Below are 297 nucleotides of genomic sequence, written 5' to 3' on the forward strand. Positions count from 1 at the left end.
ATCTCCCCCTGCGAATGACCCACAACAGCCGACGGCACCACACCAGCCGCCAACCACACCCGCGCCAACGCCACCATCACCGCAAACGACACCGGCTGCACCACATCCACCCGCTCCAACGACACACCACCCCCAACACCCCGCACCACATCCACCAACGACCACCCCGTCAACGGATCCAACACCCCCGCACACTCCCGCAACCCCTCAGCGAACACCGCACTCGACTCCAACAACTCCGCACCCATCCCCACCCACTGCGCCCCCTGACCAGGAAAAACAAACACCACCCGACCC

At 65.0% G+C, this 297-nt stretch carries 1 protein-coding gene; it reads right to left on the reverse strand.

Going from position 1 to position 297, the window contains the following annotated elements:
* A partial coding sequence (locus JK364_RS54835) for an acyltransferase domain-containing protein (RefSeq protein ID WP_201858941.1) occupies positions 1 to 297 on the reverse strand: 297 nt, incomplete at both ends.

This window comes from Streptomyces endocoffeicus (genome assembly GCF_016741935.1).
Taxonomy (GTDB): Bacteria; Actinomycetota; Actinomycetes; order Streptomycetales; family Streptomycetaceae; genus Streptomyces; species Streptomyces endocoffeicus.